Here is a 21,352-nt window from a genome sequence, read left to right as displayed (position 1 = left end):
GGCCATTCAAACCCGCAGTCGCAGCGTCTCGAAGAGTTTCCGGTCTTCCTTTTTTGCCGATCGGGCATGGCGACGAATGACCTGCAGCAGGCAATCGGTGAAGCAGAGTGCCGGATTGCTCAGTGCGACGTTGCGGCGTGTCACGATGCTTAATTGCCGGTCATCGAATTGTTCGGTCAGGTCCAGGGAGACCACGCGGCCGAGGAAGGGCGGGGCAGCGCTGACAATCGAAGGCCCCCAGGTGCACATATCGGCTCGCTCAACCATCATCTGCAAGATGGCCAGTGACTGGGCGCGAACGATGCGGTTTTCGTCGATCTTCGCGCCGTGTTTCCAGAACAGTTCCTGCATCAACCCATCGTGGCCATCCGGCGCATGGTTCAGGGTCCAGTTCTGCTCCAGCAGTTCATGGATCGAGCGGGCATGCTGATGCGCATGGCCTTCGCGCACCAGCACCGAGGTCTGGTAATCCAGCAAGGTTTCGCAGGCAAATTCCTGGGTCGATTGCCCCGGATGGAGTTGGCCGATCGCGAAATCCATGCTGCCGTCGCGCAGCAGTGGCTGGGCCACGGCCATGAGACTTTCGTACAGCTCCAACTTGATTTGCGGCATGCGCTCGCGAAACGCCAGCACCACGTCGGGCAGGAAGGTCAGGGCGATCCATGGCGTGATCCCGACGCAAAGCCGCCCCTGGGCCTTGCCGCGCAGGTGATCGAGTTCGGTTTGCGCATGTTCGAGTTGCTTGATCACCAGCCGGGCGTGGGTCAGCAGGACTTTGCCATATTCAGTGAAGCTCAGGCCGCTGGGCGTGCGGGTGAACAACGGTAGCTGCTGACTGGTTTCCAGCTCCCGCAAGGCTTTGGTCACGGCCGCCTGGGAAATGTCGAGCGAACGGGCGGCAGCGCGGATGCTGCCCGTCTCGGCGCTGGCAATCAGCGCTTGAAGTTGATGCAATTTCATCTGCTTACCCTTCAGACAACCATTGGTTGTCATCATAACCAAACTGAGACTCCCCAGCCCAGGGTCCCGTTACCTAAGATCGGTCCCGACAGCGCTTTCGCCAGCGCTGCGTCCCCATCGAAGGAGAACAACAATGGACGCCGGCCACGTGCTGCCAGGTATTGCAGCGATACAAGATGAAATGATCGCGTTACGTCAGCGTATTCACGCGCATCCCGAGTTGGGCTTTGAGGAGTTCGTCACCAGTCAGCGGGTTGCCGAATGCCTGGTGCAGTGGGGTTATGAGGTCAGTACCGGAGTGGGCAAGACCGGGGTGGTCGCCACCCTGAAGCATGGCGAAGGCCGGTCCATCGGCTTGCGCGCCGACATGGATGCGCTGCCAATCCAGGAAACCAGCGGTCTGCCCTACGCCAGCCGGATCGAAGGGGTCATGCATGCCTGCGGCCACGATGGTCACACGGCAACCTTGCTGACGGCCGCCCGGTATCTGGCACAGACCCGCACGTTCAACGGTACGCTGCAGCTGATTTTCCAGCCGGCGGAAGAAGGGCTGGGCGGCGCCCGGAAAATGCTCGAGGACGGGCTGCTGGATCGCTTTCCCTGTGATGCGATTTTCGCGTTGCACAACGTACCCGGTTATCCCGTCGGGCATCTGGGCTTCTACAGTGGGCCGTTCATGGCGTCGGCCGACACGGTGAATATCAAGGTCATCGGTCAAGGCGGGCATGGCGCGGTGCCGCACAAGGCCATCGATCCGGTGGTGGTGTGCGCCTCGATCGTGATGGCCCTGCAAAGCATCGTCTCGCGCAATGTCAGCCCGCAGGACATGGCGATTATTACCGTGGGCTCCATTCATGCCGGCAGCGCCTCGAATGTCATTGCGTCCAGCGCCGACATGAGCCTGAGCGTGCGAGCACTGACCCCCGAGGTTCGCCGGTTGCTCGAAGCCCGGATTATCGAATTGGTCAACGCCCAGGCCGCCAGTTTCGGTGCCCGGGCACAGATCGATTATCAGCACTGTCATCCAGTGTTGATCAATGACCCCGAGTCGACCGCGTTAGCCCGGGAAGTCGCCCGCGATTGGTTGGGTGATAACCGGTTGATCGAAGACCTGCGCCCCTTCACTGCGAGTGAAGACTTTGCCTTCATCCTGGAGCAATGCCCCGGCAGTTATCTGGTGATCGGCAATGGCGAGGGCGATAGCGGCTGCCAGCTGCACAACCCCGGCTACGACTTCAATGATGCTTGCCTGCCGATCGGGGCGAGTTATTGGGTCAAGTTGGTGGAAAGTTTTCTGCGTTGAGACGCCGCAACGTCGAGCGTCAATCTGTACAAAAATCGTCTGCGACCTGGAGAGGAAAATAATGAACAAGATAATTGCAGCGGTATCACTGGTGTTTCTGACAGCGTCGAGCTGGGCTGGTGCGGCTGACTGGTCTGGCAAAGTCCTGAGGCTGGGAGTGGATCCCACCTATCCGCCGCTGGAATACAAAAACCAGGACGGCACGCTGACCGGGTTCGGGGTCGACATCGCCGAAGCGCTGTGTGCCGAGTTGCACGCCCGTTGCGTTTGGGTGGAAAGCAGCTGGGACGGAATGATCCCGGCGTTGCTGGCGCGCAAGTTCGACGCGGTGGCGTCGTCGATGACCGTCACGCCCAAGCGCCTGGAGCAGATTGCCTTCACCGACAAGGTGTCCAACGCGCCGGCCCGTCTGGTGGTCAAGCGCGGCTCGGGTCTGCTGCCGACCCTTGAATCGCTCAAGGGCAAGCGCATTGGCGTGGAGCAGGGCTCGACGCAGGAGGCCTACGCCAAAGCCGTATGGGGCGCCAAGGGCGTGGAGATTCTGTCCTATCAGAATCAGGACCAGGTGTATGCCGACCTGGTGGTGGGGCGACTCGACGCCTCGCTGCAGGGCTCCATCCAGGCCAGTTACGGATTCCTGAACACCGCAGCGGGCAAGGATTACGAGTTCTCGGGCGCGACCCTGGACGATCCGAAGTTTTTCGGCGTGGGTGATGGCATTGGCTTGCGCAAGAACGATGTCGAGTTGCGCGAGGACCTGAACAAGGCCCTGGCGACGATTCTCGCCAATGGCACTTACGAGCGGATCAACAAAAAGTACTTCGATTTCGACGTCTACGGCGCGAAATAACACCCTCAGCCCCTGTAGGAGCGAGCTCGCTCGCGATGGTCGTTAACGATAACGCGTCAAACCAGATGCCCCGCGGCGCCCATGGTTTTTTCGCGAGCAGGCTCGCTCCTACAGGACAGGCGCAACGTGGTCGTATGGACCGTGTAGTTGCCGCATCCCCCCTTCACCTCACCCAATAAGAACAAGGAGAGTGAAATGTTTCTCGAAGGCTTTGGCCCGCAGATTTTGCTGGGCACCCTGGCCACCATCAAACTGGCGCTCTGGTCGTTGCTGATTGCTGTCCTGGCAGGGCTGATCGGCGCCAGTTCCAAGCTGTCTTCCAATCGATTCCTGCGCGCGATGGCCACCGGCTACACCACGGTGATTCGCAGCATGCCGGACCTGGTGATCATGCTGCTGCTGTTCTTCAGCCTGCAGATGTTGCTCAACCGCCTGACCGATTGGCTGGGCACCGGGCAAATCGATATCGACCCGTTTCTGGCCGGTGTCGTGACACTGGCGTTCATTTACGGGGCCTACTTCACCGAAACCTTCCGTGGCGCCTTCCAGGCCGTCCCGGCAGGTCAGGTCGAGGCGGCGAAAGCCTACGGCATGACCCGCGGGCAAGCCTTTCGCAAAGTCCTCTTCCCGCAAATGCTGCGTCATGCGTTGCCCGGCATCGGCAACAACTGGCAGGTGTTGATCAAATCCACGGCGCTGGTCTCGATCATCGGCCTGACCGATGTGGTCAAGGCGACGCAGGATGCGGGCAAGGGGTCGATGCAGTTCTTTTACTTCACGCTGGTCGGTGGCCTGATCTATCTGGGCATTACCACGGTCTCCAACGTTGTGTTGTTGTGGCTGGAGCACCGCTATTCGGTGGGTGTCAGGAAGGCGGCGCTATGACCGGCATTCTCGAGGACTACTGGCAGGCTTACCTGTGGAGTGACGGCCCGCACTTTTCCGGGCTGGCGGTGACGTTGTGGTTGCTGATCCTTTCGGTGGCGATCGGATTCCTGCTGGCGGTGCCGCTGGCGATTGCCCGGGTCAGCCGCAACCCGCTGATCCGTGTGCCGGTCTGGTTTTACACCTACGTGTTTCGCGGGACGCCGTTGTACATCCAGTTGCTGTTCTTCTACACCGGCGTGTACAGCTTGCATGTGGTTCGGTCGCAGGATTTTCTCAACGCCTTTTTCCGTGATGGGTTCAACTGCACGGTGCTGGCGTTCGGGCTCAATACCTGTGCCTACATGACCGAAATCTTTGCCGGCGCTATCCGGGCGACGCCCCATGGCGAAATCGAAGCCGCCAGAGCCTATGGGATGAAGCGTTTTACGCTCTATCGGCGGATCGTGCTGCCGTCGGCGTTGCCCCGGGCCCTGCCGTTTTTCAGTAACGAAGTGATTTTGATGCTGCATTCCACGTCGGTGGCCTTTACCGCCACGGTCCCTGATTTGCTGAAGATTGCACGGGACGTCAATTCGGCGACCTATGCCTCTTTCACCGCCTTCGGGATCGCCGGGGTGCTGTATGCCGCCAGCGCCTTTTTGCTGATCTGGCTGTTTCGCCGTGGTGAGCTGCATTGGCTGGCCTACCTCAAACCCCGTACGCATTGACCCCATCGGACTTGCTCGAATGTATAAATTGATCGTTGAAGATGTGCACAAGAACTACGGCAGCCATGAAGTCTTGAAAGGCGTATCGCTCAAGGCCCGGGCCGGCGACGTAATCAGCATCATCGGTTCCTCGGGATCGGGGAAAAGCACGTTCCTGCGCTGCATCAACCACCTCGAACAGCCATCCGCCGGGCGCATAGTCGTCAATGCCGAAGAACTGCTGACGCGCCGCAATGCCAGAGGCGAACTGTGTGTGGTCGATCCCGGGCAACTGCGGGTCATGCGCAGCAAACTGTCGATGGTGTTCCAGCACTTCAATCTGTGGAGCCACATGACGGTGCTGGACAACATCATAGAGTGTCCGATGAGCGTGCTTGGCATCGGTCGGGCAGAGGCCACGGAGCGGGCGCGTCACTACCTCGCCAAAGTCGGCCTGCCGGCCAAGGTCGAAGGGCAGTATCCGGTCCATTTGTCCGGTGGCCAGCAGCAACGGGTGGCCATCGCGCGGGCGCTGGCCATGGAACCCCAGGTGATGCTGTTCGACGAACCGACGTCCGCGCTCGACCCCGAGCTGGTTGGCGAGGTGCTCAAAGTCATGCAGCAGCTTGCCGAGGAAGGCAGGACCATGGTGGTGGTCACCCATGAAATGGCATTTGCCCGGCAGGTGTCGAACCACGTTATGTTTTTGCACCAGGGCCGGGTGGAAGAGGAGGGTGCGCCGGGCAGTGTGCTGGAGCATCCACGCAGCGAGCGGTTGCAGCAGTTTCTGGCCGGGAGCCTCAAATAGCGCAAAGCACTGGCCCGGTTGTCGGGACAATCCTATGATGACTGATTGTGTACATCACCCGTCGGGTGGTTAAAGTGGCGAGCGGGACAATTCGCCATGTCATCAGCAGTCAGGGAGCGTCATGGGGCATCCGTCCATTTACGACCGTATCGAAAAAAGCCGGCCTGGCGTCGCCAGGCTCAAGGTTCGCTCGGCAGTGACGTTGCTGGGGGCGGTGTGCCTGTCGATGGCGCTGATCGTCAGCTGGGAAGTCTGGAGTTCGCGCCAGTATCATCTGCATGACAAGGAAGTGGCGATGTCCAACCTTGCGCAGACATTGGCCTCCCAGGCGCAGGCCACGATCAAGCAGGCGGATACGCTGCTGTTCAGTCTGGTCGATCGTCTGGAAAACGACGGCATTGAAGGGGACCGGCTCCATCGCTTGCAACGCTTGCTCAGCGCCCAGCGCAACGAACTGAGCCAGATCCATGGCTTGTTCGTGTATGACCAGACGGGGCAATGGATTGCCAACTCCAATGGCGCCGAGGTCGGCGTTGCCAATAATTCCGACCGCGAGTATTTCATCTATCACCGTGATCATCCCGATCGCGGGCCGCACATCGGTCCGTCGATCAAGAGCCGTTCCAGCGGCGAATGGATCATGACCGTGTCGCGGCGAATCAATCACCCCGACGGCAGTTTTGCCGGCGTGGCGCTGGCGACGATCTATCTCTCACACTTCCTGGAGCTCTACGACAGCATCGACATGGGCAAGAACGGCGTGATCAACCTGATCGCCGACGACGCCAGCATCGTCGTGCGCCGGCCGTTCAACGAGGCGGACATCGGCACCAGCCTGGCCAAAAGCCCGCTGTTCACCCAGTTGCTGCCCAATGGCAGCGCGGGCACGGCGACGATCAAGTCGATCATCGATGGGGTCGAGCGGGTGGTGGGTTATCGCCGGGTCGAGGGTTATCCGTTGATTGTCTTTGCCGCGCTGAACAAAGACGAAGTATTGGCTGGCTGGCGCAAGGAGTCGATGCTCAGCGCGGCGATCGTGTCGTTGTTGCTCGGGTTCCTCGGCGTACTCGGTTATCGCCTGATCAAGTTGATGAAGCAGCAGAACCTGATCCAGGTCGAGTTGCTCGGGTCACAGGAAAGGCTCCTGGAGCTTAATCGCAACCTGGAGTTGCTGGCCCTGGAAGACGCCCTTACCGGGCTGGCCAACCGGCGCCAGTTCGATCTGTTCATCCAGGCGGAAACGGGCCGTGCCCGGCGCAACCTGACCGGTCTGGCACTGGTGATGATCGATGTCGATCATTTCAAGGCATTCAACGATCACTATGGCCATCTGGCCGGAGATCAGTGCTTGCGCAATATCGCCGCCATCATCATCGAGCACATCAAGCGTCCCGGCGACCTGGCCGCGCGCTTTGGTGGCGAAGAGTTCGCGGTAGTGCTGCCCGGCACCGACTATGTGGGGGCGTTCCTGGTGGCGGAAAAAATCCGCCGCGCGGTGCAGGCGGCTGGCTTGCAGCACAATGAAAGTCCCGAAGGCGTCATCACGGTCAGCGTTGGCGTGTGCGGCTACGATCCGGCGTCGCAAACCCGTACCGAGGACCTGATCGGGGCCGCCGACAAGGCGTTGTATGTGGCCAAGGCCAGCGGGCGCAATATGAGTGTGATTGCCAACTGAGCAACGAACCTTCAGATAAACAGATCGATGCCTTGCACCAGTCGGGTGGCAAGGTACGACTGCTTGAGTTGCTCCAGCCACCAGCCCAGGGCGCGGCCGTCATGGTCTCCGCGCCAGCCGGCGTAGATGATGTTCGGCTCGCGCGGGTCGGCCATCTGTTTTTCCACCAGCGTGCCATTGCTCAATAACGAGCTGACCCGGTGTCGCGGCAACCAACCCACACCCAAACCGTCGCACTGGGCGAGGATTTTCGCGCGCATGGTGGGCACCGCCAGCACCGTTTGCCCGCCGGAAACACCGTAGGTACTGCCCTCGGTGATTCTCGATGAGTCGGCCACGACAATTGCCCGATGCTGCGTCACGGTCGCCCGGGAAATCGGTTCGCTGGCCTTGGCCAGCGCATGCTTGGGCGAGACGGCGAACACCCATTGCATTTCCCCCAGTTGCATCCAGCGCAAGGACGGGATCGCCGGGGGCTCGTTGGTCGCGCCGATGACCAGGTCCGCGCGGCCTTCACGCAGGGCTTCCCAGACCCCTTTGAGCACTTCCTGAGTGATGCGCAAAGGTACGCCGGATTGCAGCGCATCGAATTCGCGGATGACCGGGATCAAGGTTTCGAACTCCAGCAATTCGTCGGTGACGATCCACAACCGACTCTCCCAGCCATTGGCCACTTGCTGCACCCGTTGGGTCAGGCGCGAGACATCTGCCATCAGCCGCGACGCCTCGTTGACCAGCAACTCGCCGGCCGGAGTCAGTTGCAGGCGATAGCGGCGGCGATCGAACAGCAACGCATCGAAGCGCTCTTCCAGTTGCCGCGCCGCGTAGGACACCGTGGACGGCGCCTTGCCGAGCCGGGCCGCGGCCCGTGACAGACTGCCGGTCTCACGGATGGCCTCCAGCAATGCCAGGTCTTCAATCGACAGCATGTTTTTTCAATCCTTCTGTAGGAACCTGACAAACGGCGGTAACGGCAAGAGTCTGTGGGGGCAAAGCTTGCTCGCGATAGCGGCAGCCCAGTCAACAACGATGGCGCCCGGTACGCCGTCATCGCGAGCAAGCTTTGCTCCCACAGAGTACCTGCGCACGATTGCTCTTACAGGTGGAGGCTGATCACTCGAAGATAGAGCAATACGTTGACTGCCAACACTACGCTGGCCAGCCACAGTTGAATCGTCGGGGTCAGCCCGGCCGGGTAAATCACCGGCCACACATAATGTTCGATGAAGCCGGCGCCATAGCCGCTTTGTCCGGCGGCATGGCGCATCAGGTTTTCCCAGCGGGTCAGCGGGCAGGGCAGGTGGAACAGTTCCACCGCCACGCCCCACCCGGCGGCGGGCAGGTGCAGCCAGATCAGGTGGCGCCATTTCAGCACCAGCAGCCCGCCGAACACCACAAACACAATGAACAGTAGATGAAACAGCACCAGCCCATCGGCGGCGATTCGGTAGAGCATGTCGACTCCCGCAGGCGTCAGGCGAATCATTCCATGGTACTCGGGCGCCTGGCCGGCGCTCTATCGATTGTTCAGGGCGCCGAGTACCTCCTTCAAATGCGCCACCAGGGTTTCGCTGCTGCGTTGCATCGGCGCGCGTAGTTCATCGCCGATCAGGCCTTCAAGGGCCAGCGCGGTTTTTACCGGGGCGGGATTGGGTTCGATGAACAGGCTTTGGATCAACGGCAGCAGCTCGAAGAACGTCGTGCGACCGGCAGCCAACTGGTTGTCGCGCACTTGCTGGTACAGTTGAACGAACAGTTCGGGATGCACATGGGCCGAGGCCGCAATCGCCCCTTTGGCACCCAGGCACAAGGCGCTGAAGATCTGGTTGTCTTCGCCGCACAACACATCGACCTGGCCGCTGGAAAGCAGCGCAAGGGTATTGGTCAGGTTGCCGCCGCAGTCCTTGATCGCGACGATGCGCTCGTGGGCGACGATGTTGAGCAGGGTCTTCTGTTCGAAGGTCACGCCGGTGCGATAAGGGATGTCATACAGAATCAGCGGAACGCTGGAGGCATCGGCCACGGTCTTGAAAAACGCTTCGAGCCCGGCCTGGGACGGGCGAATGTAGTAGGGCGCCGGCACCAGTAAACCGGCCAGTGGACGCTTGAGAATCTCGCTCTGGAACTGCAACAGTTCGGTCAGGTTGTTGCCGGCCAGGCCCATGACCACCCGCTGCGCCGACACCAGCTCCAACACCGCGTCGAGTACCGCCAATTGCTCATGCTTGCCCATGGCGGCCGGTTCGCCGGTGGTGCCACAGACGATCAGGCCATCGACGCCTTTTTCCAGCAGATGGCTGACCAGCCGCCGCAAACCCGCGAAATCGATGGCGCCGTTGTGGAACGGCGTGACGAGGGGAACCCAGATACCTTGAAACGATGACATGCACTTTCTCCTGATGGTTGACCGATGTCGTCACCGTCAGAAGCGTAGAAGGAAGCAAGCAAGGGGAGTGGGGTCCGTCGCGCTCAATGTCCTGTCAGCTCATCTGACGGGACAGCGCGCCCCGGTCACATGAGCGACTGTTTCTTCGATTTGAGGGTGCGCGCAACGCAACCTTGCGCCTTGGCAATCAAGCCAATGACGACAATGTTGAGGTTGGAGGTTGCGGACATGTTTGCTTACACCCTGAATGAGGCGCCTAGTTTTAAAAGCCGGCGCGGTGTTTGTCAATCGCGAAAATCAGCGAACTCCCCGCGCATCCCCGTTTTGCTTGAAGTGATCGATCCAGAACGAATGGCAATATGCGCAAGATTGTTCAAGCCATTGTCCGCGACTGCTGGCACAGTCTGCGGTCTTTCCCCTGGTTGTAGAGCGTTATGTCCAACTCCCATTTGCCGCGCACGGCGTTCCTGCGCGGCGCCGCGGCGATCATGCCGCTGTCCCTGGCGACCGCGCCCTGGGGCTTGCTGGCCGGCTCCATGGCCATCGAAGCCAATCTCACGCCCCTGCAAGGCCAGGGCTTGTCGAGCATCGTGTTTGCCGGTGCCGCGCAGCTGGTGGCCATCGGCATGCTCAAGGGCGGGGCCGGGATCTTTTCGATCCTGCTGACGACCTTGTTGCTGACGTCCCAGCATTTGCTTTACGGGATGAGCATGCGTTCGGTGATCTCGCCCTTGCCGGGACGTTGGCGGATCGGTCTGGGTTTCCTGCTCACCGATGAGTTGTTCGCCCTGACCAGCCAGCACGACAAGCAGCAATTCGACCGCTGGTACGCATTGGGCGTGGGCCTGACGTTCTACATCGCCTGGAACCTCTTCACCCTGGCCGGGATCGTACTCGGCAGTAGCATTCCGGGCCTCGAGCACCTGGGACTGGACTTCTCCATCGCCGCCACCTTCATCGCCCTGATTACCCCGGTGGTGCGCAATGTGCCAACGGTGGTCTGTGTCGCGGTGTCGCTGTTCTGTTCGGTGCTGTTCAGCTACTGGCAATGGGGCTCGGCGCTGGTGCTGTCGGGGTTGGCGGGAATGACCGCCGGGTTTGTCTGCAACAAGTTTTGGGGAGCGCGCACATGATGGTCTGGGCGGTGATTATCGGCATGGGCGTGTTGGTGTTCCTCAACCGCTATGTCTTTCTGGAACCCCGGCTGCCGGTGCGCCTGAGCAGCAATGCCCGGCAGTTCCTCGGTTTCGCCGTGCCGGGCATGCTGACGGCGATCTGCGGGCCGATTGTGTTCATGCCCGAGAAACAGCTGAATCTGCAATGGGACAACCCGTACCTGATCAGCTCGCTGGTGGCCGTCGGCCTGGTGCTGTACACCCGCAACACCTTGCTCAGCATGTTGTTGAGCATGGGCTTCTTCTTTGTGCTGCGCTGGTGGCTGTGAGTCGGCGCCGGGAAACTGTTCTACGCTTAAAGTTGATGAACGATCCCTTCAGGAAGAGAGGTGAACATGGCCAATGAACCCAAGCGTCCGGATCCGGATGAAGAAGTCGAGGATGAACCCTCGGAAGAAGAGATCGAACAGCAAAAGCGTTCGACACCCGACTGGAAGCATCCTGACGATGGCAAGGAGCTGTCAGAGCCTGATCGCAAGTTCTGAGCGATCTTTGAAACCCTCAAGCCAGGCTTTCTGATTGTGGGAGCGGCGGTGCGACGATTCGACTTGCTCGCACCGCCGCTCCCACAAATGCGATCGGAACGCCTTATTCCAGCGACAGGAAATCGGGGTGCGCGGCCCGATAACCCAGCGTCTTGTCGATCCAGGCATTCAGCTCATTGACCATCACGGGCGGCTTGCCAGGATAGTCTTCGAGGGTTGAACTCAGTATGTCGTTGATATGTGGGATAGTTTGCAGGTTACGGGTCTTGATGTATTGCCCGATAAAGCTGTCGAGTTGGTAGTGTTCTGTCTTTGTAAGATAAACACAGGCCAGTCTCACGACTTGATTATTCGTAAAATCGTCGCGCAATTGAGTTCTCTGCAAGGCTTGTTGTATGGGATTTCCTTAGTTGCTGACTCTTTGGTCAGCTGGCTGGAGGCATTGGAAATGCGGCGCGAATGCTAGCGGTAGTCATTCAAAATGTATCTATGGCTGACGGATTGTCGGACAAGCGGTAATGCATGAAACGGTTGTACTTCTATGAGTGTTAATCATCTGAAACAGTAGTTGTAACAATTCCACGCTTCGACTTGTTACATATATCGATCGCCCTGTCGATATTGCCAGTTCAAGTGATCGCTTCAATCAATTCAGCCCCTTGGTTTCTGGCGTTGCCAACCGCTTTGCTGACCCTGTACCACTCGAACACATCGCTGTCGTCACCCTGCAAAAGTACCATTTGTTCGGCACGTTCCCTGGGCGTCGCCGGGTCGAGCCATTCCCGCGTCAGTTCTGCCGACAACACCACCGGTCGCCGGTCATGAATGTCCACCATGCCGCCCGCGCTGTCAGCGGTGATGATGACAAAACCGTCATCATCCCGAGGCATGGCACTGCCAATGGGAAACTGCCCGATCGCCGCGCAGAAAATCGGCCCCCGGTCACGCCGCCGGATCAGCCAGGGTTGTCGAGTACCATCCCCGGCATCGACCCATTCGAACCAGTTGTCGACCGGGCAGATCGCGCGATGCGGCCAAATTGCCCTGAAGAACGGACCGTGGGCGACTTTCTCGACCCGTGCATTGATCGGTGCCGCCCGATCCTTGGCCCACTGCGGCCGCCAGCCCCAACGCTGCAAATCGGCGTGCACGCCGTCATCCTCCAGGTGCAGCAACGCCAGTTGCGTGGTGGGCGCGGCGTTGTAGTGGGCCAGTGGCTGATCGCCGATATGGTTGATCAACACGTCGGGAATGCTCAGCACCGCGACGAAATCGTGGATGCCCCGGTATTGCGATAAACGTCCGCACATGACCGAATCCTCCGGCTGGTGTTTTCAGCATAGATGCTTCAACGAAAGGGGATTCCCCGCATCTGTAGGAGCCGGCTTGCCGGTGAAGGCGGTTTCAAGGGCCTCTTCGCTGGCAAGCCAGCTCCTACAAGGGGCGGGGATGTGCGCAAGCGCCGGAACCAAACACTGTGTACCCTGATCCAACCTCGGCTCGCAGCGACCTGCGGGTCGGTGAAGGATAAACGGGCGAAGGAATTTTGCCGTTTGAAGTGTTGACCGCAATGGTCGGGCCCAAGGCAAAACATGAAACAGTTGTTCAAGGTTCTATTCGCGTGCGCCATGGCAGCCAGTCTGCTGGGCTGCATCGCCGCTCCCATCGAAATGACGCCGCAGACCGAACAACGTCTGCACGCGCAACCACCTATTCGCTTCCTGCTGACCTTCGATGACGGTCCCAGCGCATCGAGTTTCTGGAACCCCACCGAAACCGTACTCGACAGCCTGGCGCGCAACCCGCTGCAAGCGGACATCAAGGCCGTGTTCTTTGTGCAGACCCGTGCCACGCGGGCAGGTGGCAGCGATATCGGGCGCGCGATCATGCACCGCGAGCGGGATGCCGGGCACATTCTGGGCTTCCACACCGCGACACCTTCCCACACCAATCATCGCTCTCTCGATCCGCAGGAGCTCGAAGAGGCGCTCACCAACGGCAGTGCCGACATCGCCGCGATCACCGGGGCGCCACCGACGCTGTTGCGTCCGCCATTCTGGAATTACGACAAACGTACCTTCGCCGCTTATCAGCAGCATGGCCTGCATGTGCTGCTGACCGACCTGAGCGCCAATGACGGCAAGATCTGGGGCTTCAACGCCAGCCCCCGGCGCCGGGCGCACTTCCTGCGCTCGATGTCCGAAGTGCGCGAGCGCATCGCCCTGGGCGAGCTGCCGGTGGTCGATGGGGTGATTCCGGTGGTGGTGACCTTCCATGACCTCAACCGCTACACCGCACGGCATACCCGCGAGTACCTGCAAATCCTCCTCGACAGCGCCCGGGCGACCGGGGTGAAAGTCGCAGAACAACCGTTTTACGATGACACTGACGCGCTGCAACGGGCCGCGATGGCCCGCACCGTGCGCGACAGTTCACAGCCGGTGCAACTGCCTGGATTCTGGAACTGGATCTGGAAACGCAATGCCGAGTGAAAAAGTGCTTGGGAATGAGCGCCGGTAAATGAGAGCCGGATAACACTTTTTATTGGCGCAGAAATGGCAAGGGGCAACTATTCTCAACCGGATCCAATCCACTCAATAGGCGTCCGAGGGACCGGTCATGCTGCCCATTTCAGTCCTTTGCAACATCGTCGAGTCCGGCTTTGCGCCGCTGTCCTGCGAATGCACGGAAAGCGGTGGCTTGCTACGCATCGAGGTCTACGAGCCGGTCAGCGGCCGGGTTGAATTGCTGATCAGCGGCGTCTCGACCGAACAACTGACCAGCGTGCGGGCCATCTCCGACCTGATTGGCGAATTGCGTACCGAGATCAGTGCCGGTCGCCGGGCGTTTGCTGGATAGCAGTGAACCTCTTTTTCTGGGAGCAAGGCTTGCCCGCGATAGCGCTCATGAGAACGCCATCGCGGGCAAGCCTTGCTCCCACAGGGGTATCGGCGCCTATGGCTGCAACTCCTCAATCATCCGCAAACAATGGTTCAACCCCGGCGAAACATCGCCCACCCGCCGGCTGAGAATGATCGGCGAGGTGGCATTGTCTTCGAGCAGCGGGGTGAAACCGATGTCGTCGCGGTGCAGCAATTGCACCGAGGCCGGCACTAGCGTGACGCCGATCCCGGCCCCCACCAGACCAATCGCCGTTTGCAGTTCGTTGGTCCATTGCGCCACGTGGATGCTCACGCCATAGGATTCGAACAGCGCGATCACATGGTCGGCGTAGCTGGGCCGCGGGTTGCCGGGGTAGAGCACAAAGGGTTCATGTGCGAGGTCGCGCAGGCTGATGGGGCCGGCCAGCAACGGGTGGCCGGCGGGCAGGGCGGCGACCAGGCGGTCTTCGGTTAGTACGGTCTGGATGATGGCCGGGTCGTCGATGCGGATGCGGCCGAAGCCGATATCGATGCGTCCGGCCTTGAGCGCTTGTACCTGTTGCAGGGTGGTCATTTCCGAAAGCCCGAGCTCCAGCTCCAGCGGCTCGCCACTGCGCAAGCGGCGGATCAGTTCCGGTAGCACGCCGTACAGTGTCGACGGCGCGAAACCGATACCCAGCCAGGTCTTTTCGCCCAGGCCGATGCGCCGCGTGTTGTCGCACACCTTGTTCAGCTGTTCGAGCAGGGCGGTGGAGTGCTCATGGAAAAACCGTCCCGCATCCGTCAGCTTCAGCGGCCGTCCCCGCTCCAGCAGCATCACCCCCAATTCATCTTCCAGTTGCTGGATCTGCCGGCTCAGGGGCGGTTGGGCGATGTGCAGCAGTTCGGCGGCGCGGGTGAAGTTGAGGGTTTGAGCCAATACCTGGAAATAACGCAGGTGACGCAGTTCCATGGAGCCTCCGGACGTCAAGCAGTTGCATACCTTAAAGGTATCAAGTCAGACCAATTCTATATTGGCGTCACGAAAAAAGCCGTACGAGAATCGACTCCAGAACTCCAAGAACCTGATGGGTATCGAAATGCTTGCAACCGCCATTGAATCGATCGAGACGATCATCGTCGATCTGCCGACCATCCGCCCGCACAAGCTGGCGATGCACACCATGCAGAATCAGACCCTGGTGATCATCCGCGTGCGTTGCGCCGATGGCATCGAAGGTATCGGCGAGTCCACCACCATCGGTGGCCTGGCTTATGGCAATGAAAGCCCTGACAGCATCAAGACCAACATCGACACGCACTTCGCGCCGTTGTTGATCGGCCAGGACAGCGGCAACGTCAACGCGGCGATGTTGCGCCTGGAACGCAGCATCCGTGGTAACACCTTCGCCAAGTCCGGTATCGAAACCGCCTTGCTCGACGCCCAGGGCAAGCGCCTCGGTGTGCCGGTCAGCGAATTGCTCGGCGGCCGGGTGCGTGATGCGCTACCGGTGGCCTGGACCCTGGCCAGTGGCGACACCGAAAAGGACATCGCCGAAGCGGAAAAAATGCTCGACCTGCGCCGCCACCGCATCTTCAAACTGAAAATCGGTGCCGGCGAAGTCAATCGCGACCTGGCCCACGTGATTGCCATCAAGAAAGCCTTGGGCGATCGCGCCAGTGTGCGGGTCGACGTCAACCAGGCGTGGGACGAAGCCGTCGCCTTGCGCGCCTGCCGGATTCTCGGCACCAACGGCATCGACCTGATCGAACAGCCGATCTCGCGCAACAACCGCGCCGGCATGGCGCGCCTGAATGCCATGAGCCCGGCGCCGATCATGGCTGACGAGTCCATCGAGTGCGTGGAAGATGCGTTCAACCTGGCCCGCGAAGGCGCGGCCTCGGTGTTCGCCCTGAAAATCGCCAAGAACGGTGGTCCGCGCGCCGTGCTGCGCACTGCCGCCATCGCCGAAGCGGCGGGTATCGGCCTGTATGGCGGCACCATGCTCGAAGGCGGTATCGGCACCCTGGCCTCGGCCCATGCCTTTGTCACCCTGAACAAGCTGGCGTGGGACACCGAACTGTTCGGCCCGCTGCTGCTGACCGAAGACATTCTCAGCGAACCGCTGGTTTATCGCGATTTCGAACTGCACGTGCCGAAGACGCCGGGTCTGGGCCTGAGCCTGGATGAAGAACGCCTGGCGTTTTTCCGTCGCGACAAGACATCCACCGCCATTCATCAAGCCTGAGGAGAGCATTATGCTGTTCCACGTAAAGATGACCGTGAATTTGCCGGTCGACATGAACCCCGAACGCGCCGCGCAGCTCAAGGCCGACGAAAAAGCCCTGGCGCAACGCCTGCAGGACCAAGGCAAGTGGCGTCACCTGTGGCGCATCGCCGGCCTGTACGCCAACTACAGCGTGTTCGATGTCGACAGCGTCCAGGAACTGCACGACCTGCTCATGCAATTGCCGCTGTATCCGTACATGGCGATCGAAGTCACCGCGATGTGCCGGCATCCTTCTTCCATTCGCGAGGATGACCGCTGAACCCAGCCAGTTCAGTTCGCCATACCCATAATTACAAGATGAGGAACCGAAAAAATGAACGTCAAGATTTCCCACACTGCCGAAGTCCAGAAGTTTCTCGAAGAAGCCAGCGGCCTGCATAACGAAGCCGGTGATGCGCGCACCAAAGCCCTGATCTACCGCATCCTACGTGACTCGGTGAACATCATCGAAGACCTCGCCGTGACCCCGGAAGAGTTCTGGAAAGCGGTCAACTACCTGAACGTACTGGGCGCGCGCCAGGAGGCCGGACTGGTGGTGGCGGGCCTGGGCCTGGAGCACTACCTCGACCTGCTGATGGACGCCGAAGACGAGCAGGCCGGCAAAACCGGCGGTACCCCGCGCACCATCGAAGGCCCGCTGTACGTGGCCGGTGCGCCGCTGTCCCAGGGCGAAGCGCGTCTGGATGACGGCCTCGATCCGGGTGTGACCCTGTTCATGCAAGGCCGGGTGTTCAACACCGCTGGCGAACCGCTGGCTGGCGCCGTGGTGGATGTGTGGCATGCCAACACCGGCGGCACCTACTCGTACTTCGATGCTTCTCAGTCGGAATTCAACCTGCGCCGCCGTATCGTCACCGATGCTGAAGGCCGCTACCGTTTCCGCAGCATCGTGCCGTCGGGCTACGGCTGCCCACCGGACGGTCCGACCCAGCAACTGCTGGATCAACTGGGCCGTCACGGCCAGCGCCCGGCGCACGTGCACTTCTTCATATCCGCGCCGGATCATCGTCACCTGACCACCCAGATCAACCTGGATGGTGAAAAGTACCTGCATGACGACTTCGCCTACGCCACCCGCGACGAACTGATCGCCAAGATCACCTTCAGCGAAGACCAGGCCCGTGCGGCGGCTTATGGTGTCAGCGGTCGCTTTGCCGAGATCGAGTTCGACTTCACCCTGCAGTCGTCTGCCCAGCCTGAAGAACAGCAGCGTCACGAACGGGCTCGTGCACTGGAGGACTGATCCCTCGGACTGCCGGACCTGGCCATGAGATGACCAACGGGTTATCTCATGGCTTTTGTGGAAGTCGTACACAATTGTTGTGCTCGACGCAGCCCCCATGTGGGAGCGAGCCTGCTCGCGAAGAGGCCATAAGCCTCCACAGGTCAGTCTGCTGACACACCGCCATCAGTACTGCCTTAGAATGACCCGACGCACCCCATAAGAACAACGAGAGTGACCCGATGATGCAAGCGCAACTGTTGAGTCAGCGCAGCGCCGTATTCGACCATGCCGACCCCTACGAGGTGTCGGGCTACGTCAATCAGCACGTCGGTAACCATTGCATTCTCATGCCTCGCGCCGGGCATCCCCTGGCCAGCCTCAATCATCGCAAATTCGCCAGCCTCGACCTGTGCCGCATCAGCTACGGTGGCAGCGTTCGTGTCACCTCGGGCGCGCTGGAAAGCATCTATCACCTGCAAGTGCTGTTGCGCGGCAATTGCCTGTGGCGCGGTCACGGTCAGGAACATTACTTCGCCCCCGGCGAGTTGCTGTTGATCAACCCCGACGATCCGGTCGACCTGACGTACTCGCACGATTGCGAAAAATTCATCCTCAAAGTTCCCACCTCGTTGCTTCAATCCGTCTGCGACGAGCAGCGCTGGCGGTACCCGGGGCAGGGCGTGCGGTTTCTGGAGAACCGTTATCAGCTCAACCAGCTGGAAGGGTTTGTCAGCCTGCTGGCGATGATCTGCCAGGAAGCCGAGGCCACCGAGCAGATTCCCAAGGTGCAGGAACACTACGCGCAGATCATCGTCAGCAAGATGCTCAGCCTGATGAAAACCAACGTCAGCCGCCTCGAACTCGGCTCCCAGACTGCCACCTTCGAAGCGATTGCCGATTACATCGCCCGCAACCTCAAGCAGAACATCGACAGCGAAGAACTGGCGCGTCAGGCGCACATGAGTGTGCGTTCGTTGTACAGCCTGTTCGAACGCAACGCCGACACCACGCCGAAAAACTACATCCGCCAGAAACGCCTGGAACGCATCAACGCCTGCCTGAGCGACCCGACCTGCAATGTGCGTAACGTTACAGAGGTGGCGATGGATTATGGCTTCCTGCATCTGGGGCGGTTTTCGGACAGTTATCGCAAGCAGTTTGGGGAGTTGCCGTCGGATACGTTGAAGCGGCGGGATTGAGATACGTTGCTTGCCCCACGCGACACTAGGTCTTTGCGACAAGGTCGAATTCGACAACCAGGTAAAGGCAGAACATCACCAGTACGAGTCCCCAGCCAGTCCAATGTAGAACAACTAGTTTTCGTTTAATGCCTACAGGGAAATTCTTCAGATCCTCAGCGCTGGCACCTCCATCACGCAGATAGATGCGAGGTGTTGTCATTACCCCCATTATGGCGCCCAGTAAAAACAGATTCCCCCAAGGTCCACCGCTTCTGAATGGGGCGCGAACCATAACGGCGGGACAGTTCTGCAGGTGATTCAACATCAGATCCATTTTTGTATAGGCGAGATGAAACAACACGCCAATGAAAATGGAGCTACCTGCAAAATAAGCTAAGCCTACACATAGAAAAATTTTGTCAGCGGTACTCACACTCATTTAGTCACCTCGTAAATGACTTCACCTATTGCTTCCCCCATCTTTCCCCCACCAATATCAGCGGCTAAAGAACCTGATCCGGCTATTACAAGTCCACATACCAGGGTACCTACACCACCAGTAGGCACTCCAAGAGCTGCACACATAGCGCCAGTAGTGCCGGCACCCAAAACTGCCCCAATAACAACACCCCCATATATCCCCCCTAAAAATCCACCAGCTTCGGAATATTTCACCCTTTCACAGGCATCTACGTTGCCTTCACCACACACTCCCTTAACCTTTATAACCGAGGCGGCACTACCCACCACCGTACCAATCCAACCACCATACTTAACGTACTTCGCCGCTTTCGCGACGCCTTCAATGTGCGTGGCGTAGCCAGGGATGTGATCAGCCGCACCGGACTTTCTCCAACGATGAACAAGGCTTTTGCTGGATATACCCAAAGCGCTTTTCAAGTTGGGATGGTCGGGAAAACCGATGCTCTTTTTGGTCAGTTGGGTAAGTTGGCCGTCCAGTTGAGTCAGCAATTTTTTACGTTGGGCATAAAACTCGGGGGAGTTCAGGTGCCCATTGGCTTGAAAGGTTTGTGTGTGCAACGCCTCAATGTCACGCAGGATGACTTTCACGCTGTCCAGGTTATTCGAAAACATAGCCAGCCCAACGTTGGCCCCAAGGGATCCCTTGGAAAGAAAGAAGGCGATCTCGTCATGATGGCGAGCCATGAAATCCGCTTCTTCCGAACTCAGTGGCTCCAGTGCTTTGTTGACCTTGCCCGCCGCTTCCATCAACAACGCTTCTTCGCGGGTGCATTGCTGGTTGTTCGGGTCGCTCAAAACAATCATCGTCCCGGCTTTTACCTGATCCAGGTTCGGGTTCAGGGTCTTGAATTTGGCGATGACGGCAGGGGAGGCTGAAGTGAATAGTTGCTCCTCCAGCCTGGAAAAGGTCGTGCTCCTGGGGACGATGTAAAACCCGGGGTCTTCTGGCGGCGGGACGGCCGCTGGCCAGTGCTCGCGGGGCAGGAAGATAAAATCGGGGGCAGGGTGCGGCGAGGAAGCGGCCCTGAGTGCGTCGGGCGTGTTCGCGTGGGTTGTTTTGAGATTCTGCGCATGCACGAAACGGAGTAGTCGCTGCGGATCGGGTTTCGATACGGGATGTGTGAGCCTTGAATCCGGGATTCTTTTAACCGCATCGGTTATGGCGTTTCTCGACTTGCGCATCACGGCCCGGGATTGAAAGAGCAAGTCGTGTTGTTCTTTGCGCAGTGCCTGTATGCCTTGCCGTGGGGTTTTGCGGCCTTGCGCGACATCGTCTACCACTCGCTTGGCGTAATAGGCGACTTCGCGATTGAACCGTTCCCGCGCCATGCCATGGGCAAGATGGCGAGCGCTGATGGTGCGGGCTTGTCCGGCCAGTTTGCCGGCGGCGCTGTTGACCTCCCAGAGGTCATGAAGGTCTGCCTTCATCCCTCTTCACCCCACGAACTGTAGCCGGAGGTCTTGGCGATGTAGTGGGTCCAGGAAATGTCGCGGTAACGAATGGCCACTTGTTCCTGGGGCTCTGCGTCACTCTGGAAAATCACATGGGGCACTTCAAGCGTCAGGTCGGTGATGACCCCGCCCTGGATCGACACCGAGTAAAACTTTTCCTGCCCACCTGCAGGTGTCAGCCGGTAGAAGTTGATGGTGCAGTTGATTTCCTCTCGGTTGGAGAGCGCTTGGGCGAGCAGTGGAGAGGATTTGTCCACGGCCTTGGTGATGATGATCGGGCTGTGCGTCGCCCTGCTCAGGTTACCGATATTGGCCAGGTTGTGGCTGTAGGACAGCACCATGATTTCGTCCCGGTGCGCCGCCTGGTACTTGTTGCCGATAGAGTCCTGGGTTGAACAGCCCGCTGAAATCAGTCCCTGGATTTTTCCGTTGATGGTCATGTAGCCATGACTTGCCATAGACACCACTCCTTGTCGTTGGAGGGGGGAGTCTACGGCGGAGGTTGTAAGCGTTTATGTAGTCCGATTCCCAAAGTTACCTGATCGATAGAACGCGCCGGGCGTTAAGTCTTGATGTCCTACAGACGGTTCTGAACCTGCTGCACAAAACGGATAAAGGTCTGCACCCCGCGGATAGTCCACCC

The 21,352-nt window shown here is 59.5% G+C and carries 25 protein-coding genes; 15 read left to right on the top strand and 10 right to left on the bottom strand.

Features of this window, described 5'->3' with window-relative positions; all coding sequences use genetic code 11:
* Window positions 1-6: 6 nt before the first annotated feature.
* Window positions 7-960, bottom strand: coding sequence for a LysR family transcriptional regulator (locus tag LAB08_RS18810; RefSeq protein WP_096510281.1), 954 nt, complete (start codon window positions 958-960; stop codon window positions 7-9).
* A 133-nt stretch (window positions 961-1,093) separates the two neighbouring features.
* Between LAB08_RS18810 and LAB08_RS18805 the strand changes: the two genes are divergently transcribed.
* From LAB08_RS18805 to LAB08_RS18780, 6 genes are all read left to right on the top strand, one after another.
* On the top strand, window positions 1,094-2,263 hold the full coding sequence (locus LAB08_RS18805; RefSeq protein ID WP_096510282.1) for a M20 aminoacylase family protein: 1,170 nt from the start codon (window positions 1,094-1,096) through the stop codon (window positions 2,261-2,263).
* A gap of 61 nt (window positions 2,264-2,324) precedes the next feature.
* Complete coding sequence (locus LAB08_RS18800) at window positions 2,325-3,113, top strand: ABC transporter substrate-binding protein (RefSeq protein ID WP_096510283.1); 789 nt, start codon at window positions 2,325-2,327, stop codon at window positions 3,111-3,113.
* Window positions 3,114-3,308: 195 nt separating this feature from the next.
* Window positions 3,309-3,998: an ABC transporter permease gene (locus tag LAB08_RS18795; RefSeq protein ID WP_096510284.1), complete on the top strand. Its 690-nt coding sequence runs from the start codon at window positions 3,309-3,311 to the stop codon at window positions 3,996-3,998.
* Window positions 3,995-4,708 carry an ABC transporter permease gene (locus LAB08_RS18790; protein WP_096510285.1) on the top strand — a complete coding sequence of 238 codons (714 nt, stop codon included), beginning with the start codon at window positions 3,995-3,997 and terminating at the stop codon, window positions 4,706-4,708. The genes LAB08_RS18795 and LAB08_RS18790 overlap by 4 nt, the downstream gene beginning before the upstream one ends.
* A 19-nt stretch (window positions 4,709-4,727) precedes the next feature.
* Window positions 4,728-5,495 carry an ABC transporter ATP-binding protein gene (locus LAB08_RS18785; protein ID WP_096510286.1) on the top strand — a complete coding sequence of 256 codons (768 nt, stop codon included), beginning with the start codon at window positions 4,728-4,730 and terminating at the stop codon, window positions 5,493-5,495.
* 121 nt (window positions 5,496-5,616) lie between these two features.
* Window positions 5,617-7,170: a sensor domain-containing diguanylate cyclase gene (locus tag LAB08_RS18780; RefSeq protein ID WP_096510287.1), complete on the top strand. Its 1,554-nt coding sequence runs from the start codon at window positions 5,617-5,619 to the stop codon at window positions 7,168-7,170.
* A gap of 11 nt (window positions 7,171-7,181) precedes the next feature.
* Here LAB08_RS18780 and LAB08_RS18775 read toward each other — a convergent pair whose 3' ends face one another.
* The 3 genes from LAB08_RS18775 to dapA all read right to left on the bottom strand — a co-directional run bounded on the left by LAB08_RS18775 (window position 7,182) and on the right by dapA (window position 9,556).
* Complete coding sequence (locus LAB08_RS18775; protein WP_096510288.1) at window positions 7,182-8,099, bottom strand: LysR family transcriptional regulator; 918 nt, start codon at window positions 8,097-8,099, stop codon at window positions 7,182-7,184.
* A 167-nt stretch (window positions 8,100-8,266) separates the two neighbouring features.
* Window positions 8,267-8,626 (bottom strand): DUF2784 domain-containing protein, encoded by a 360-nt coding sequence (locus LAB08_RS18770; RefSeq protein ID WP_096510289.1) that lies wholly within the window; start codon window positions 8,624-8,626, stop codon window positions 8,267-8,269.
* A gap of 60 nt (window positions 8,627-8,686) precedes the next feature.
* Entirely contained in the window at window positions 8,687-9,556 is an 870-nt protein-coding gene (dapA, locus tag LAB08_RS18765) for a 4-hydroxy-tetrahydrodipicolinate synthase (RefSeq protein WP_096510290.1), read from the bottom strand.
* 434 nt (window positions 9,557-9,990) lie between these two features.
* Between dapA and LAB08_RS18760 the strand changes: the two genes are divergently transcribed.
* From LAB08_RS18760 to LAB08_RS18750, 3 genes are all read left to right on the top strand, one after another.
* Window positions 9,991-10,689, top strand: coding sequence for an AzlC family ABC transporter permease (locus tag LAB08_RS18760; RefSeq protein WP_096510291.1), 699 nt, complete (start codon window positions 9,991-9,993; stop codon window positions 10,687-10,689).
* Window positions 10,689-11,000, top strand: a complete 312-nt coding sequence (locus tag LAB08_RS18755; protein ID WP_172901667.1) for an AzlD domain-containing protein — start codon at window positions 10,689-10,691, stop codon at window positions 10,998-11,000. The genes LAB08_RS18760 and LAB08_RS18755 overlap by 1 nt, the downstream gene beginning before the upstream one ends.
* A gap of 66 nt (window positions 11,001-11,066) precedes the next feature.
* Complete coding sequence (locus LAB08_RS18750) at window positions 11,067-11,216, top strand: hypothetical protein (protein ID WP_172901583.1); 150 nt, start codon at window positions 11,067-11,069, stop codon at window positions 11,214-11,216.
* Between the two features lie 103 nt (window positions 11,217-11,319).
* On the opposite strand, the gene LAB08_RS18745 is transcribed toward LAB08_RS18750, so the two are convergent.
* On the bottom strand, window positions 11,320-11,586 hold the full coding sequence (locus LAB08_RS18745) for a hypothetical protein (RefSeq protein ID WP_096510293.1): 267 nt from the start codon (window positions 11,584-11,586) through the stop codon (window positions 11,320-11,322).
* Between the two features lie 259 nt (window positions 11,587-11,845).
* On the bottom strand, window positions 11,846-12,526 hold the full coding sequence (locus tag LAB08_RS18740) for an SOS response-associated peptidase (RefSeq protein WP_096510294.1): 681 nt from the start codon (window positions 12,524-12,526) through the stop codon (window positions 11,846-11,848).
* 282 nt (window positions 12,527-12,808) lie between these two features.
* On the opposite strand from LAB08_RS18740, the gene LAB08_RS18735 reads away from it, so the two are divergent.
* Both LAB08_RS18735 and LAB08_RS18730 read left to right on the top strand, forming a co-directional pair.
* Window positions 12,809-13,708: a polysaccharide deacetylase family protein gene (locus LAB08_RS18735; protein WP_096510295.1), complete on the top strand. Its 900-nt coding sequence runs from the start codon at window positions 12,809-12,811 to the stop codon at window positions 13,706-13,708.
* A 127-nt stretch (window positions 13,709-13,835) separates the two neighbouring features.
* The gene (locus LAB08_RS18730; protein ID WP_096510296.1) at window positions 13,836-14,075 is read left to right on the top strand and encodes a DUF1652 domain-containing protein; all 240 of its coding nucleotides are present in this window, start codon (window positions 13,836-13,838) and stop codon (window positions 14,073-14,075) included.
* 96 nt (window positions 14,076-14,171) lie between these two features.
* On the opposite strand, the gene LAB08_RS18725 is transcribed toward LAB08_RS18730, so the two are convergent.
* Complete coding sequence (locus LAB08_RS18725; protein ID WP_096510297.1) at window positions 14,172-15,050, bottom strand: LysR family transcriptional regulator; 879 nt, start codon at window positions 15,048-15,050, stop codon at window positions 14,172-14,174.
* Between the two features lie 127 nt (window positions 15,051-15,177).
* Between LAB08_RS18725 and LAB08_RS18720 the strand changes: the two genes are divergently transcribed.
* The 4 genes from LAB08_RS18720 to LAB08_RS18705 all read left to right on the top strand — a co-directional run bounded on the left by LAB08_RS18720 (window position 15,178) and on the right by LAB08_RS18705 (window position 18,792).
* The gene (locus LAB08_RS18720; protein WP_172901584.1) at window positions 15,178-16,326 is read left to right on the top strand and encodes a muconate cycloisomerase family protein; all 1,149 of its coding nucleotides are present in this window, start codon (window positions 15,178-15,180) and stop codon (window positions 16,324-16,326) included.
* Window positions 16,327-16,336: 10 nt separating this feature from the next.
* The gene (catC, locus tag LAB08_RS18715) at window positions 16,337-16,627 is read left to right on the top strand and encodes a muconolactone Delta-isomerase (RefSeq protein ID WP_008029082.1); all 291 of its coding nucleotides are present in this window, start codon (window positions 16,337-16,339) and stop codon (window positions 16,625-16,627) included.
* A 54-nt stretch (window positions 16,628-16,681) separates the two neighbouring features.
* Window positions 16,682-17,611 carry a catechol 1,2-dioxygenase gene (gene catA / locus LAB08_RS18710; RefSeq protein ID WP_096510298.1) on the top strand — a complete coding sequence of 310 codons (930 nt, stop codon included), beginning with the start codon at window positions 16,682-16,684 and terminating at the stop codon, window positions 17,609-17,611.
* Window positions 17,612-17,832: 221 nt separating this feature from the next.
* Window positions 17,833-18,792 (top strand): AraC family transcriptional regulator, encoded by a 960-nt coding sequence (locus tag LAB08_RS18705; RefSeq protein WP_096510299.1) that lies wholly within the window; start codon window positions 17,833-17,835, stop codon window positions 18,790-18,792.
* Between the two features lie 25 nt (window positions 18,793-18,817).
* Here the strand turns inward: LAB08_RS18705 and LAB08_RS18700 are convergent, their stop codons facing one another.
* Genes LAB08_RS18700 through LAB08_RS18690 form a run of 3 tightly spaced genes read right to left on the bottom strand, consistent with a single transcriptional unit; the run spans window position 18,818 to window position 21,167 of the window.
* Window positions 18,818-19,213 (bottom strand): hypothetical protein, encoded by a 396-nt coding sequence (locus tag LAB08_RS18700; RefSeq protein WP_096510300.1) that lies wholly within the window; start codon window positions 19,211-19,213, stop codon window positions 18,818-18,820.
* The gene (locus tag LAB08_RS18695) at window positions 19,210-20,685 is read right to left on the bottom strand and encodes a hypothetical protein (RefSeq protein ID WP_096510301.1); all 1,476 of its coding nucleotides are present in this window, start codon (window positions 20,683-20,685) and stop codon (window positions 19,210-19,212) included. The genes LAB08_RS18700 and LAB08_RS18695 overlap by 4 nt, the downstream gene beginning before the upstream one ends.
* Window positions 20,682-21,167, bottom strand: a complete 486-nt coding sequence (locus tag LAB08_RS18690; RefSeq protein WP_096510302.1) for an Hcp family type VI secretion system effector — start codon at window positions 21,165-21,167, stop codon at window positions 20,682-20,684. The genes LAB08_RS18695 and LAB08_RS18690 overlap by 4 nt, the downstream gene beginning before the upstream one ends.
* Window positions 21,168-21,352: the final 185 nt, after the last annotated feature.

Source organism: Pseudomonas izuensis, from assembly GCF_002356535.2.
GTDB lineage: Bacteria > Pseudomonadota > Gammaproteobacteria > Pseudomonadales > Pseudomonadaceae > Aquipseudomonas > Aquipseudomonas izuensis.
This window is presented reverse-complemented; position numbering and strand designations above follow the sequence as displayed.